General features: G+C 66.0%; 10 protein-coding genes. 7 read left to right on the top strand and 3 right to left on the bottom strand.

Annotated features, from left to right (window positions below):
• The first annotated feature begins 15 nt into the window (after positions 1-15).
• Positions 16-501 (top strand): DUF6912 family protein, encoded by a 486-nt coding sequence (locus ACPUD7_RS06780; RefSeq protein ID WP_135538164.1) that lies wholly within the window; start codon positions 16-18, stop codon positions 499-501.
• Positions 502-514: 13 nt separating this feature from the next.
• Here the strand turns inward: ACPUD7_RS06780 and ACPUD7_RS06775 are convergent, their stop codons facing one another.
• On the bottom strand, positions 515-979 hold the full coding sequence (locus ACPUD7_RS06775; RefSeq protein WP_135538166.1) for a DUF2505 family protein: 465 nt from the start codon (positions 977-979) through the stop codon (positions 515-517).
• Positions 980-1,120: 141 nt separating this feature from the next.
• Between ACPUD7_RS06775 and ACPUD7_RS06770 the strand changes: the two genes are divergently transcribed.
• Both ACPUD7_RS06770 and ACPUD7_RS06765 read left to right on the top strand, forming a co-directional pair.
• The gene (locus ACPUD7_RS06770) at positions 1,121-6,001 is read left to right on the top strand and encodes an NAD-glutamate dehydrogenase (RefSeq protein WP_425119470.1); all 4,881 of its coding nucleotides are present in this window, start codon (positions 1,121-1,123) and stop codon (positions 5,999-6,001) included.
• Positions 6,002-6,170: 169 nt separating this feature from the next.
• Entirely contained in the window at positions 6,171-7,685 is a 1,515-nt protein-coding gene (locus ACPUD7_RS06765; RefSeq protein ID WP_135538170.1) for a sensor histidine kinase, read from the top strand.
• A 183-nt stretch (positions 7,686-7,868) separates the two neighbouring features.
• Here the strand turns inward: ACPUD7_RS06765 and ACPUD7_RS06760 are convergent, their stop codons facing one another.
• Positions 7,869-8,117: a WhiB family transcriptional regulator gene (locus ACPUD7_RS06760; RefSeq protein ID WP_009374875.1), complete on the bottom strand. Its 249-nt coding sequence runs from the start codon at positions 8,115-8,117 to the stop codon at positions 7,869-7,871.
• Positions 8,118-8,379: 262 nt separating this feature from the next.
• Between ACPUD7_RS06760 and ACPUD7_RS06755 the strand changes: the two genes are divergently transcribed.
• The 4 genes from ACPUD7_RS06755 to ACPUD7_RS06740 all read left to right on the top strand — a co-directional run bounded on the left by ACPUD7_RS06755 (position 8,380) and on the right by ACPUD7_RS06740 (position 12,233).
• On the top strand, positions 8,380-8,931 hold the full coding sequence (locus ACPUD7_RS06755) for a gamma carbonic anhydrase family protein (protein WP_135538171.1): 552 nt from the start codon (positions 8,380-8,382) through the stop codon (positions 8,929-8,931).
• 136 nt (positions 8,932-9,067) lie between these two features.
• Positions 9,068-10,492: an NAD(P)H-quinone dehydrogenase gene (locus ACPUD7_RS06750; RefSeq protein WP_135538173.1), complete on the top strand. Its 1,425-nt coding sequence runs from the start codon at positions 9,068-9,070 to the stop codon at positions 10,490-10,492.
• Between the two features lie 122 nt (positions 10,493-10,614).
• Positions 10,615-10,956 (top strand): YciI family protein, encoded by a 342-nt coding sequence (locus ACPUD7_RS06745; protein ID WP_135538175.1) that lies wholly within the window; start codon positions 10,615-10,617, stop codon positions 10,954-10,956.
• Positions 10,956-12,233 carry an RNA polymerase sigma factor gene (locus ACPUD7_RS06740; protein ID WP_425119469.1) on the top strand — a complete coding sequence of 426 codons (1,278 nt, stop codon included), beginning with the start codon at positions 10,956-10,958 and terminating at the stop codon, positions 12,231-12,233. The genes ACPUD7_RS06745 and ACPUD7_RS06740 overlap by 1 nt, the downstream gene beginning before the upstream one ends.
• Positions 12,234-12,303: 70 nt before the next feature.
• Here the strand turns inward: ACPUD7_RS06740 and ACPUD7_RS06735 are convergent, their stop codons facing one another.
• Positions 12,304-14,115 (bottom strand): acetyl/propionyl/methylcrotonyl-CoA carboxylase subunit alpha, encoded by a 1,812-nt coding sequence (locus ACPUD7_RS06735; protein ID WP_425119468.1) that lies wholly within the window; start codon positions 14,113-14,115, stop codon positions 12,304-12,306.
• Between the last annotated feature and the right edge of the window lie 77 nt (positions 14,116-14,192).

The following is a 14,192-nucleotide window of genomic DNA, read 5'->3' as shown; positions in this document are numbered from 1 at the left end:
GACTAGGATGAGGGCATGGCCATCCGCTGCTACATTCCGACCACCCTGAGCGCGCTGCGCACGGGACTGACCGACATTCGGGCTGTTGCCCCCGATGAGCACGGCCGCAGCCTGCGCGGCGAGGAGTTCGAGACCGCCGAATTCGACGCCATGTGCATCGCCGCCGCTCTCGCCTCCAGCGCGGCATTCGGTGCCGAGGAGTCCGGATCCGCAGTTCCCCTCGCCGAGGCGGGGCCCGCCGCCCGTGTCATCGTCGCCTACGATGCACCCGAGTCCAGCTCACGCCACCGGCTGACCGACGGATTCGAACTCATCGGCATCGACACCCTCGACATGTCCGCAGTCGCCAGCTTCCACCTCGACGAGGAAGCGGTCTGGGACGAAGCCGTGGAACTCGCCCGAACTGCGGGTGCGCAGGCGGCGGAGGACCGCCTCGGCGAGTCGGATCTGCTGTGGTACGACGTCACGGAACTGGATCAGCTCCTCGCCGAGGAGGGCTGAGTCGGAGTCGACTTCAGAGGGTTTCGAAACGGCGGAGACGCTCGCTCAGCCGCTTGTCCAGGATCGGCACCACGGCCTGTTCGATCATCGCCCCGAACATCGGGATCGACGAGCTGATCTCAGCGTGCGCCGTCAGCTTCGTCTCCGAGTCCACCTGCCTGAGTTCGATCACGGCGTCGATCTCCACGGGAACCCCGGCGGCACGTGCGGACATTCGGATCTCCGCCTCATCGCCGAGGACGTCTCCGGGGATCATGTAGACCTCGACGAGCTCGGTCTCATTCGGCAGGCGGGAGGCCAAGGCCGCGGGAAGTTCGCCTTTGGGCATCGGAGTCCGCACGGTCATCTCGGTGTCGGGATCGATGTGCTCCGAGCTGGCCCGGGATCCGAGCTTCTCCCAAGAGCCGACGTCGGCGAGTTTGGCCAGGAATGTCAGGAGGTCGACCGAGTAGTCATGATTGAGGGTCAGAGTTCGCATAGCTCCAGTTTGCCAGCGAATGAACGGTACACCACATCAGGCCGCTCGGCGTGCCTTTCTCGATATTTGGGCATAGTGTGGGAGATGGCGGTTCGAGGACGAACCGCGTGACGATTGCTCGGTTCTCATAGAGGTGGCACAGTGACTCAGGTCTCAATTTCGGACGTTGCAGAAGAGTGGAGGAAGCTGCGAGGGCAGGGTGCCCCCGAGAATTTCCTCGACGCGTACTATCCGCGATTCGAAACAGGGGCAAGCGACCCCGAGGCCTATGCCGCGGCAGCGGCTCGACACTTCGCCGTCGGCACCGAATATGACGGGCAGACGCCGGCGATCGCGATCTACAACCCGGCCGTCGACTCACCGGAATTCCGGGACAATCACACGGTCGTCGCGCTGGTGCTGGCAGATATGCCGCACCTCGTGTCCTCGATCGTCAGCGACCTGGCGGCGGCCGGTCGAGCCATCCGCCGCGTCCATCACCCGATCATCACCGTCTCCGGTTCCGGTTCCGACCTCTCGATTGTGTCCCCGGCCGAGGCCCCCTCGGTGACCGCTGATACGGCAAGCCTCCCGCAGGTCTCCGCAGCGCCGGACGCTCAGTCCTCCGATGACCCGCAGCAGCAGTCGTGGATCCGTCTCGAGATCGACCGGATCCCCGAAGACGACTTCGCCGAACTCGAGCAGCGGCTGCGTGAAGTCCTCGCCTACGTCGCTGCCGCCGCCCGCGACGCGCAGGCGATGGCGAGCAAGGCCAAGGACATCGCGGCCGAACTCTCCGCCCATGCTCCCCGCCCGGAGCTGGCCTCGGAAGCCGAAGCCGCAGCAGCCCTGCTCAACTGGCTCGACGGTCACTTCACCTTCCTCGGCTACCGCGAATACGACTACACCCACGATGCCGAGCACAGCAGCCTCGAACCGATCGAAGACACCTCGATGGGCATCTCCGCTCTGCGCCCCCTCGTGAAATCGCCGCTCAGCCGGGCCGTGGCCGAGAAGGCACTCGAACCGCATGTGCTCGTGCTGACGAAGGCGAACTCGCGCTCACGCGTCATCCGCTCGTCCTTCATGGACTACATCGGGGTGAAGACCTTCGACTCCTCCGGCGAGATCGTCGGCGAACGTCGCTTCGTCGGTGTGTTCAAACCCGAGTTCTACAACGACAGCGTCCTCAACATCCCCGTCATCGACCGCAAGGTCTCCCGGATCCTCTCCGCCAGCGGCTTCCCCGCCGGTTCGCACTCGGCCAACGAGCTCCTCGGCGTGCTTGAGACCTACCCGCGCGAAGATCTCCTCCACGAGGACACCGAAGAGATCTTCGACGTGGTCATGGAGATCGTCGACATGCAGGAGCGACGGGAGTCGCGGGTCTTCGTCCGCGCCGACCCGTACCAGCGCTTCGTCTCTGTCATCCTCTACCTGCCCCGCGACCTCTACAACACCGATGCCCGCGTGCGCGTGCAGGAGGTTCTGCGCGAGTTCTACAATGCCGACAGCGTCGACTTCGACGTGCTGCTGAGCGAATCGGCGCTGGCGCGCATCCACTTCGTGGCTCGTATGGCTCGCGATGAGCAGCTCCCGCAGATCAGCGCCGAGGATGTCGAACGACGCATCGTCGGTGCCGTCCGTTCGTGGTCCGAAGATGTCCACGCCTTCCTCATCCCCGCCGAACACGGCGACAGCGGAACGACGAATGCGCGCGCCGACCTGTGGTCGAAGGCGTTCCCGCCCAGCTACGGCGAGCATCACACCCCCGCCGAGGCGGTCGCTGACGTCGGCCGGTTCGAGGCCCTTGACGCGGGGCACGGTTCGGCGGTGCGCCTGTACCGGCCCGAACGCTCGGCCGACGCCTCCGTGCGCCTCGTCCTCTACCGCTGCGAGCGGGTCGGCCTGTCCGAAGTGCTGCCCTTCCTCACGGCGTTCGGCGCCACCGTCATCGATGAGCGCCCGCACGAGCTCGACCTCGCCGACGGCAGCCACCGTTATATCTACGATTTCGGGCTCAGCTTCTCCGAAGAGCTGGGCGACGACGACTGCGAACGCATCTCCGACGCGTTCATGGCCGGATGGGAAGGCAAGAAGGAAGCGGGCGTCTTCGACCGCCTCATCGTCACCGGTCTGTCCTGGCAGCATGTGACGATCATCCGCGCCCTGGGCAAATACCTGCGCCAGGCCGGGTTCACCTACTCCGACGCCTATGTGGGTGAGGTCTACAGCGACCATCCGGAGATCTCGAAGCTGCTCGTCGACTACTTCGCCGCGAAGTTCGATCCTGCCGCCGACGACGAGAGCCGTGAAGGTGCGATGGCCGAGATCGATGACGCGATCGAAGCCGCACTGTCCGAAGTCGCGAGCCTCGATGCCGACCGGGTGCTGCGCTCCTCACTCGAGCTGCTGCGCGCCACTCTGCGCACGAACTACTACATCGATGAGTCCGGTGAGCTGCCGACCGCTCTCGTGCTCAAGATCCGGCCCACCGAGCTCAGCTTCGTCCCCAAGCCCAAACCGGCCCTGGAGATGTGGGTGTACTCGCCGCAGGTCGAAGGCGCGCACCTGCGCTTCGGCGCCGTCGCCCGCGGCGGTCTGCGCTGGTCGGACCGGCGCGATGACTTCCGCACCGAGGTCCTCGGCCTCGTCAAGGCGCAGATGGTCAAGAACGCCCTCATCGTCCCGACTGGCGCCAAGGGAGGGTTCTTCCCCAAGCAGCTGCCGCCGATGAGCGACCGGGACGCGTGGATGGCCGCCGGTCAGGCCGCCTACGAGGTGTTCATCGAGAGCATGCTCGAGGTCTCCGACGACCTCACCTACGGTGCCGACGACTCCAGCGTCGTCGTCCACCCCGACCGTGTGGTCCGCCACGACGGAGACGACTACTACCTCGTCGTCGCCGCTGACAAGGGCACTGCACGCTTCTCCGATGTGGCGAACGCGATTGCCGAACGCCGCGGGTTCTGGCTCGGGGATGCCTTCGCTTCGGGCGGATCGGTCGGCTACGACCACAAGAAGATGGCCATCACCTCCCGCGGCGCCTGGAAGTCCGTCGAACGGCACTTCCGCGAACTCGGTCTCAACACCGCCGCCGACGACTTCACCGTTGTGGGCATCGGCGATATGAGCGGCGACGTGTTCGGCAACGGCATGCTGCGCAGCGAGCACATCCGCCTCGTCGCGGCCTTCGACCACCGAGACATCTTCCTCGATCCGAACCCCGATGCCGCACGCAGCTTCGTTGAACGCCAAAGGCTGTTCGATCTGCCGCGCTCGAGCTGGCAGGACTACGACCGGGAGCTCATCTCCGCAGGCGGCGGGGTCTTCTCGCGGTCGGCGAAGTCGATCGACCTCAGTGCCGAAGCCGCCTCGGTGCTCGGAGTCGACCCCGGTCGTCGCAGCCCCGCCGATCTCATGTCCGAGATCCTCAAGGCTCCCGTCGACCTTGTCTACAACGGAGGCATCGGCACCTACATCAAGGCCTCGACAGAGAGCCATGCGGAGGTCGGGGACAAGTCCAACGACAGCATCCGCATCGACGGCGCCGATGTCCGGGCGCGGGTCATCGGGGAGGGCGGCAACCTCGGCGTCACCCAACTGGGCCGTGTCGAAGCGGCGCTGAATGGGGTCGAGATCAACACCGATGCGGTGGACAACTCGGCCGGCGTCGACAGCTCCGACCACGAGGTCAACATCAAGCTGCTCCTGCGCACCCTGGTGCACAAGGGCGCCTTCGCCGCCGAGGAGCGTGAACAGGTGCTCCACTCGTTCACCGATCAGGTGGCCGATCGGGTGCTGTCGAACAACTACTCGCAGAACGTCGTCCTCGGTGAGGCCAGGGCACAGACCGAAGCGATGTCCGGTACCTACGGCCGACTGCTGAATTACCTGGAGAAGCACGCCGACCTCGACCGTGCCGTCGAATTCCTGCCCAACGCCGACGAACTGGCCAAGCGTCGATTCGGCTACTACGTGTCGCCGGAGCTGGCCGTGCTTCTGGCCTATGTGAAGATGCACGCCGCCGACGAGATCCTCGACAGCGTCGTGCCCGATGAGATGTGGATGCGGCGGGAACTCGTCTCCTACTTCCCGGAGTCCCTGCAGGAGAAATACGGGGAGCTCATCCCGGAACACCCGCTGCACCGCGAGATCGCCACGGCGAAGCTGGTCAACCGCCTCGTCGACCGCGGCGGCCTGACCTACATCTACCGGATGCTCGAGGAGACACCCGCCTCGGTGCCGCAGATCGCACGTGTGTTCGTCGTCGTCTCCGAGATCTTCGGCCTCGACGACTACTTCGAGGCGGTGTGCGCACTCGACAACGAGGTGCCCACCGAGGTGCAGGTGAAGCTCCAACACGACTATGTGCGTCTGCTCGACCGGTCCTCGCGCTGGCTCGTGCAGCAGGCCCCGGACACCCTCGACGTCGATTCGGGCATCGAGATGTACGGCAAGGTGGTCGAGGCGCTGCGCTCCCGCGTGCCCGAGCTCGTCGACGGCTACGATGCGGAGTCCATGCAGGCGAAGGCGCAGGAGTACATCGACGACGGTGTGCCCAGCGATCTGGCATGGCGAGCGGCGGCTCTGCTCGATGAGTTCGTGCTCCTCGACATCACGCAGCTCGCGGCACGGGCGAACGAATCCGCTGAGGACGTCGCCGAGGTCTACTACGCGGTGAACGAACACTTCGCCGGGTCGCAGGTGCTCACTCTCATCGGCGGGCTCGACCGCAGCGACCGCTGGTCGGCGCTGGCGCGAGGCTCGATGCGCGACGACTTCTACTCCGCTATCCTCTCGGTGGCGGAAACGGTGCTGGCCGCCACGGATTCGCCGATCTCGGGCACCCCGGATGAGCGGGCGAAGCAGCGCGTGGCCGAATGGCTCGAACGCAACGAGACCGTGGTCTCCCGCGTGATCGAGACGACGGAGACGATCCTCGGGCTCGACTCCGTGACCCAGGCGCCGCTGTCGGTGCTGCTGCGGTCGCTGCGGTCGATGGTCCGCTCCTCGACGTGGGAGAGCGAACACAACTCCTGACTCCACGGCTCGGGCCCGGCCGAACAGTGCTCGGTCGGACCCGAACTGCCTTCCGGCCGCCTCGGCGAGTCCGGAGATGGGCGGATGAAGTGGTAGCGTCTGATCATCGACTCATCAGCAGATCCGAGGGGAACCCGGGTCTGCTGATCTCACCTGGGAGGAACGTATCGTGCTCAACGAACTGCTGGCGGCCGAGGGTCTCACGGATGAGTCAGACGTCGAACACATCCATCTGCTCGTCGGGGACTGGCAGCTGCTCGCCGATCTCTCCTTCGCCGACCTCGTGCTGTGGGTGCCCTCGCTGAGCGGCGCGTACACGGTGGTCGCCCACGCCCGATCGACGACCGGGGCGACCCTGTTCAACCGGGATCTCATCGGAGCCCGCGCGACCGGGATGGAGAAGGAGCTGCTCGACGAAGCCAGCGACACCCGCACCTACGTCACTCAGGTGGAGACGGCCCGTGACCTGGGGGTGAGCGCGGGTTCGGCCGATGTCGGCATCCTCGCCGAGGCGGTCCCGATCGTCCGGAACGGCGAGGCGATCGCGCTCGTCGTCCGCTACTCCGAAGAGGTTCGCCGCCGGGGTTCGTCCCGACTGGAGAAGTACTACCGCGAAACGGCGATGGCCCTGATGCGGATGATCGTCCAGGGCACCTTTCCCGATCGTGCCGCCCCGAGCGGGGCGCGGCACGGGGAACCGCGGGTCGGCGACGGCATCTTCATCCTCGATCGCGATTCCCATGTGCAGTATGCGTCCCCGAACGCCGTGTCGCTCATGCACCGGCTCGGCCACGGGGGAGAGATCGAAGGCAGCTACCTCGCCGAGGTGGTTTCGAGCCTGGGCGCCGAGCTGCGGCAGGTCGACGAGACCCTGCCGCTGGTGCTCACGGGGCGGGCCCCGTGGCGGACCGAACTCGAGGTCGGGCGCACGAGCATCTCTCTGCGCGCCATCCCGCTGACCGATGAGGGGGAGCGGGTCGGAGCGATCGTGCTCGCCCGTGACGTCTCCGAGATCCGGCGCCGCAAACGCGAGCTGCTGTCGCGGGACGCAATGATCAAGGAGATGCACCACCGGGTGAAGAACAACCTGCAGACCGTGTCGGCTCTGCTGCGTCTGCAGACCCGCCGGATCGACAGTCCCGAGGCCAAGAGCGCACTGACCGAAGCGATGCGGCGAGTCTCGATCATCGCCGTCGTCCACGACGTGCTCAGTCAGGGTGTCGAATCCGAAGTCGACTTCGATGAGGTCGTCGACAAAGGTCTGCGCCTGACGCCGGAGCTGACCAGCCCACTGGTGCACATGGAACTCAAACGGTGCGGCAGCTTCGGTGCGATCTCCTCAGCGGATGCGACCTCTCTGGCACTGGCGATCACCGAGCTGATCACGAACGCGATCGAACACGGTTTCCCTGCCGAGAAGCAGGAGAGTCTGGCGCCGGGGGAGACGCTCGACGGGCATGTGTGGGTGACTCCCGAACGCGATGGTGACCATCTGCGGGTGACGATTGCCGATGACGGTGTCGGACTCGGCGACTCACAGAATCCGGGCAACGGGCTCGGCACGCAGATCGTGCGCACCCTGGTGTCGGCGGACCTGGCCGGATCGATCCAGTGGGAAGCCCGTGAAGGAGGCGGCACCGTGGCGACTCTCGATGTTCCGCTGCGTCCGGACTCCTACGACTGAGCGGCTGACTTGTCCGTCCCGATCATCCGGGTTCCGGCTGCAGCATCGCCGGGGCTGTCCAGGGCCTCAGGGCGCGAAGACAACTGAGTCCCTTGTGCCGATGACGATGATTCGTCGTCGGCACAAGGGACTCAGTGGCTTGCGGGGCGGGCGCAGTGCAACGCCCGCGGTGTCTCAGGTGGTTCAGCCGGCGCGACGGGCACGGGCGGCGCGGCGCTTGAGCGCGCGACGCTCGTCTTCGCTCAATCCGCCCCAGACTCCAGCATCCTGACCGGATTCGAGTGCCCACTGGAGGCAGGTCTCGGCTACTTCACAGCGGCGGCAGACGGTCTTCGCTTCCTCAATCTGGAGCAGAGCGGGTCCGGTGTTGCCGATCGGGAAGAAGAGTTCCGGATCCTCATTGAGGCATGCTGCACGGTGTCGCCAATCCATGGTGACCTTTCGACGAATTCGGTGAACGCGGTTGACCGCGCCCGAATTCCGAGCGCGCAACTCTCTCAGTCAAGGTTCACATAACGCAATTGGGCGCACAAGGGTCCGGCAGTGTGAAATTTCTGACAAATATTTTCCCTATTGTCCTGCTATGGACGCGATCGCGCAAATCGGTCCGCTATGCGTCCCGACCGACCGTGTCAGGGCTCTCGGATTAGACTGTCAGACGCAAGCAGACAGTTCGTGAACCAATGGAGGACTCATGACCAACGACCTCGCCAGCCCCCGCATCGTCTCCGTCGGCGGGCACACCCCGCACGTCGATCCCGAGGCGTTCGTCGCCGCCGGTGCCACCCTCGTCGGTGATGTGCATGTGAAGAAGGGGGCGAGCGTCTTCTACGGCTGCGTGCTCCGGGCCGAAGCCGCACCGATCACGATCGGCGAGGACTCGAACGTCCAGGACAACACCGTGATGCACACCGATGCCGGCAAGCCCGTGGTCATCGGCGCCCGCGTCTCGATCGGCCACCAGGCGCTCGTCCACGGGGCCGTCGTCGACGACGATGTGCTCATCGGGATGCACTCGACCGTGCTCAATGACGCTCATGTCGGCAGCGAATCCCTCGTCGCCGCCGGGGCCGTCGTCCTCGAGGGCACACAGATCCCTCCGCGTTCCCTCGTGGCGGGAGTTCCGGCGAAGGTGCGCCGGGAGATGGACGACGACGGTGTGGAGAAGGTGCGGCAGAACGCACTGTCGTATGTGCTGCTCTCGACCCTGCACAAAGACACCGCCGAGGTGGTCGATCCGTCGTGATCGGACCGGGCGGATCGTGAGTCTCCGCTTCGGGCCGTGAGCCTCGGTTTCGGATCGCGAGCCCGATTGTGAGCTCGCGAGCGGGAACACCGGGGTTCCGTTCGCAAGGTCCGTGGCGATTTGAGACAATCGCAGTGTGAACACTGAATTTGATTCCACTGCAGATCGCGTCGTCATCATCGGCGGCGGCCCCGGCGGCTATGAGGCCGCGCTCGTCGCGGCTCAGCTGGGCGCCGATGTCATGCTCATCGAGCAGAACCGCTGCGGAGGCGCGGCGGTGCTCACCGATGTGGTTCCGTCGAAGTCCCTCATCGCCACCGCGGAGATGATGGATGAGATCGAACGATCCGACGGCCTCGGAATCCGGATCGAGAACGATGATGAGACCGCGGCCGATGCCCGCCGGGTGACCGCCGACCTCGAAGCCGTCAACAAGCGCATCCTGTCGCTCGCCGACGCGCAGGCCAACGACATCTACGAAGGCCTCATCCGGGCCGGGGTCAAAGCCATTCAGGGCAAAGCGACGCTGGCCGGTCGCGACCAGGTTCACGTCGTCGAGTCCGGCGGCACCGAGTACACCCTCGATGCCTCGACCATCCTGCTGTCCGTCGGCGCTCACCCGCGGGAACTGCCGACCGCGCAGCCCGACGGCGAGCGGATTCTCACCTGGACGCAGCTCTACGACCTCGACGAGCTGCCCGAACACCTCATCGTCGTCGGCTCCGGTGTCACCGGTGCCGAATTCGCGTCGGCCTACCGCGCCCTGGGCACCGAGGTGACTCTCGTGTCCTCGCGTGAGAAGGTTCTGCCCGGTCAGGACGAAGACGCGGCCGATGTCCTCGAATTCGTGTTCCGCAACAAGGGGATGAACGTCCTCTCCCGGTCCCGAGCCTCCTCGGTGACCCGCACCGACGACGGAGTCGAAGTGGTGCTCGCCGACGGCCGCCGTGTCGAAGGCTCCCACTGCCTCATGGCCGTCGGTTCGATCCCGAACACCGAAGGCCTCGGGCTCGAGAAGGCCGGTGTGCGGGTCAGCGAATCCGGACACATCGTCGTCGACGGGGTCTCGCGGACCTCACGGGCCGGAATCTATGCCGCCGGTGACTGCACCGGCGTGCTCCCGCTGGCCTCTGTGGCCGCGATGCAGGGCCGGATCGCGATGAACCACGCACTGGGCGACGCCGTGCAGCCGCTCAAGCTGCGCAACGTCGCTTCGAACGTGTTCACCGCTCCCGAGATCGCCACCGTCGGCTTCACCCAGCAGAACTACCGGGAGAACCCGACCGACATCGACACGGTGATGCTGCCGCTGGATACGAACCCGCGCGCGAAGATGCTCGGCATCGAAGACGGCTTCGTCAAGATCTTCGCGCGCCGCGGATCCGGCTCCATCCTCGGCGGAGTCGTCGTCGGCCCGCGGGCCAGCGAACTCATCCTGCCGATCACGATGGCAGTGGAGAACCGGCTCACCGTCGACCAGCTCTCGGCGACGTTCGTCGTCTACCCCTCGGTGAGCGGTTCGCTGACCGAGGCGGCGCGGAAGCTCCACCGCCACCTCTGATCTGGTCGATTCTGCGAACGCAGGAAAGTTTTTCTCCGCAGCTGTCGATCCGATCGCTCCTCGACCGTCATCATGGTGTCAGGCCGCCCGGCATGACATGGGAAACGACGGAGGAGAACGACATGAAGTACGCACTTCTGCTCATGGGAACCACACAGGATCCCGAATGCGGTGAGGACGGCGGAGCGGATCCGACCGAGTTCATGGCATTCGACAAGGAGATCAGCGAGGCGGGGGTCGTCGTCGGCGGCTTCGCCCTCGAAGGGCCCGAACTCGGGGTCCGCGTGAGCGAATCCGGAGGCGAGTGCCTTGTCACCTCGGGCCCGTTCGCCGAATCGAACGAGTTCGTCGGCGGCAGCTACGTCATCGAGGTCGCCGACATCGACGAGGCGATCGCCTGGGCGAAGAAGAGTCCCGCTGCGAAGTCCGGACACATCGAGATCCGTCCTGTGGCCGACTACTGATGGGTCCCGACCCCGATTCGGCCGCCCGAGTCCTCAGCGCCATCGGCGAGGAGGACTTCGGGCGGCTGCTCGCGGCGTTGGTCACCCGGTTCCGCGATTTCGACCTCGCCGAGGAAGCCCTCCACGACGCAGTGCTCCGCGCGGTCGAGACATGGCAGGGGCGAGGAGTGCCCGAACGTCCTCAGGCGTGGCTGATGGCTACGGCGAAGAACCGCGCCATCGATCTCATCCGCGCCGACGAGGTGCGCACCCGGCACCTCGCCCGGCTGCGCATCGAGGACGAGCTGCGACCAGGTGACCACGACGACCACGCGGTGCGCATCGGCGAGGAGATGGACGCAGCGGACATGCCCGACGAACGCCTCGGGCTGTTCTTCACCTGCTCCCACCCGACACTGCGTGAGGACGAGCGCATCGTCCTCATCCTTCGCTTCCTCTCCGGACTGACCACCGCCGAGGTGGCTGCCGGGTTCCTCGTCGAAACCGCCACGATGCAGCAGCGGATCGTGCGCGCCAAACAGCGGATCCGCAAGACCGGGATTCCCTTCGGCCGCCCGGCACCCGATGAGCTCGGCGACCGGCTGCCCGGGGTGCTGCGCGTCCTCTCCCTCATCTTCACCCAGGGCATCAACGCCACTGCAGGTCCCGCCCATACACGAGTCGATCTGCAGCAGGAAGCCATCCGCCTGACCCGACTGCTCGTCGGATATCTGCCCGAGCAGACCGAAGCCCGTGGTCTGCTGGCCCTGTTCCTGCTCACCCGGGCACGCGACCGCTCTCGGGTGACCGCGGAGGGGCGGCCGGTGCCGCTGGCCGATCAGGACCGCAGCCAGTGGGACTCCCGCCTCATCGCCGAAGGCACCGCACTCGTCGGTGCGGCCGCCGGTGAACCGGCGGCCGGTGCTTTCACCATCCAGGCGGCGATCGCCGCCCTCCACGCCGACGCCGTGAGGTTCGCCGACACGGACTGGAAGCAGATCCTCGTGCTCTATCGGATGCTCTCCGACCTCGACCCGTCGCCGGTCGTGGCCCTCAACACCGCAATCGCCCTCGGCCAGGTCTCAGGCCCCGAAGCGGCCATGATCGCCCTGGACGAACTCGCCGACGATCCGCAGCTGCTGCGGCACAGGCCCTTCCACATTGCGAGGGCGATCACCCTCGACGAACTCGGTCGCACGGCCGAAGCCGAGGACGCCTATGCCGCAGGTCTGAAATGCCCCGGCAACGATGCCGAATCCGAATACATCACTGCCCGGATCACCGATCTTCAGCGGTGACCCGGGCAGGGATTTCTGTGTTCGGGACTCCTGCGTTCGGTCGCCGGCGAACACAGGAAGTCGCAAGTCCTCAGGCGGCGAAGCGGACGATCGCCTCACCGGACTTCACCGAGGCGCCTGCGTCGACGAGCACCTCCGATACGGTGCCGGAATGACCGGCCTTGAGCGGCTGCTCCATCTTCATCGCTTCGATGACGGCGAGAGTGTCGCCGGCCTCGACGGTGTCACCGGGGTTGACGGCGACGGAGACGATGGTGCCCTGCATGGGGGCGTTGAGCGCGTTCGAATCGTCGGCGAGCTTCGCACCGTTGCGGCTGCTGAGGCTGCGCTTGCGCCGCGGCACGCTGGGGCTGGGCACATGGCCGAGATCGGAGATGACGTCCTTGGGGACCGACACGGTCATCCGACGGCCGTCGACCTCGACGACAACGCTGAAACTGTCGGTTGGAGCACTCATGACTTCTCCTGATTGGGAATCGGCGAGAGGGTTGACGAAAGCGGTTTCGAGCCAGTTGGTCCAGACCTTGAAATCAGCGGCGAAGGCAGGGTCGGAGACGAGGACGCGATGCAGAGGAAGCAGCGTCGAGACACCTTCGATGCGGTATTCCGCCAGCGCCCGACGGGCACGGGCCAGAGCTTCGTCACGGGTGGAGCCGGTGACGACGAGTTTGGCCATCATCGGGTCGAAGTCCGTGCCGACGACGCTTCCCTCTCCGATGCCTGAGTCCACACGCACGCCGGGACCGGACGGGGCGCGGTAGTTCTTGACAGCACCGGTGACGGGGAAGAATGTCGCGGGATCCTCGGCGTTGATCCGGAACTGCAGCGAGTGGCCGCGCACAGCGGGGAACTCATCGGGCAGGGACTCGCCCGAGGCGATGCGCACCTGCCAGCCGACGAGGTCGACTCCGGTGATCTCCTCGGTCACGGTGTGCTCGACCTGGATGCGCGCATTGGCTTCCATGAAGATGATCGTGCCGTCTTCACCGAGGAGGAACTCGCAGGTGGCGGCGCCGACGTAGCCGACGTGTGCGAGCAGCCGGGCCGAGGCCTGGCTGACGATGCGTTCCTGCTCGGGGCTGAGGAACGGTGCGGGTGCCTCTTCGATGATCTTCTGATTGCGGCGCTGCAGGGTGCAGTCGCGGGTGGACACGATGGCGACATTGCCATGTGCATCGGCCAGACACTGCGTCTCGAGGTGACGGGGACGTACGATCTGCTTCTCGATGAGGCATTCGCCCCGACCGAACGCGGCCTGGGCCTCACGGGTGGCCGCAGTGTAGGCGCTTTCCAGGTCTTCGGCCGAAGCGCAGGCACGGAAACCGCGTCCGCCGCCGCCGTGGACGGCCTTGACGACGACGGGGAAGCCGATGCGTTCGGCCACCGAGGCGGCCTCGGCCAGATCGGCCACAGCACCGTCGGAACCGGGTGCGACAGGGGCATCGACGGCTTCGGCGACGCCGCGGGCGCCGGACTTGTCGCCGAGGAGCTCGATGGCGGCCGGGGGAGGGCCGATCCAGATCAGCCCGGCGTCGATGACCGCCTGCGCGAAGTGCGCGTTCTCGGCGAGATAGCCGTAGCCGGGATGGATGGCATCGGCGCCCGAGCGCTTGGCCAGTGCGAGGATCTTGTCGACGTCGAGGTAGGTCTCCCCGGCTCCGGAGCCGTCGAGCAGCCAGGCGTCATCGGCGAGGTCGACGAAGTCGGCATCCGAATCGGCGCGGGTGTACACGGCGACGGCCTTGATGCCGAGGTCGTGTGCGGCCCGGATGATGCGCAGTGCGATCTCACCGCGATTGGCGATGAGGACTCGGCGGACGGCCCCGGTCGGCACAGTGGTGCTGAGTACCGTGGTCGCTGCGTCGGGGAGAACTGTGGTCATGGCGCTCCTTTGTATGATCACAGATCAATTTAGAGAAGGGCACCAACGGTTTGTAGGACACCGATAAAAAATTCGGG

The organism is Brevibacterium sp. FAM 24630 (assembly GCF_049804075.1).
In the GTDB taxonomy this organism is placed as follows: domain Bacteria; phylum Actinomycetota; class Actinomycetes; order Actinomycetales; family Brevibacteriaceae; genus Brevibacterium.
Note: the sequence above shows the minus strand (reverse complement) of the source record. Positions and strands in the feature narration are given on the sequence as shown.